The following is a 277-nucleotide window of genomic DNA, read 5'->3' as shown; positions in this document are numbered from 1 at the left end:
AGGGATACATTTTAGATTCCTTAATCAAGGCGATTTTTAAATGATGTTGCTTGATATGCGAAAAATTAAGGGTATTTATCTTATCTGTGGCAAAACTGATCTTCGACGAGGAATTGATGGACTGGCAAATGTAGTTTTAGATCAATTCAAGCTTGATCCATATTCTAAATCTTTATATCTGTTTTGCGGCACAAGAAAAGATCGATTCAAAGCTTTATATTGGGACGGAGATGGTTTTTGGCTGCTTTATAAACGAATTGAAAATGGTCGTTTACAA

The 277-nt window shown here is 33.9% G+C and carries 1 protein-coding gene; it reads left to right on the top strand.

The window, feature by feature from the left end:
* Positions 1 to 55: 55 nt before the first annotated feature.
* The coding region (tnpB, locus tag ON15_RS10860; RefSeq protein ID WP_235720461.1) for an IS66 family insertion sequence element accessory protein TnpB at positions 56 to 277 on the top strand (222 nt) is incomplete at its 3' end.

Source organism: Liquorilactobacillus vini DSM 20605, from assembly GCF_000255495.1.
GTDB classification, from domain to species: Bacteria; Bacillota; Bacilli; order Lactobacillales; family Lactobacillaceae; genus Liquorilactobacillus; species Liquorilactobacillus vini.
The sequence above is the reverse complement of the archived record's forward strand: the minus strand, read 5'-3'. Positions and strand labels throughout refer to the sequence as shown.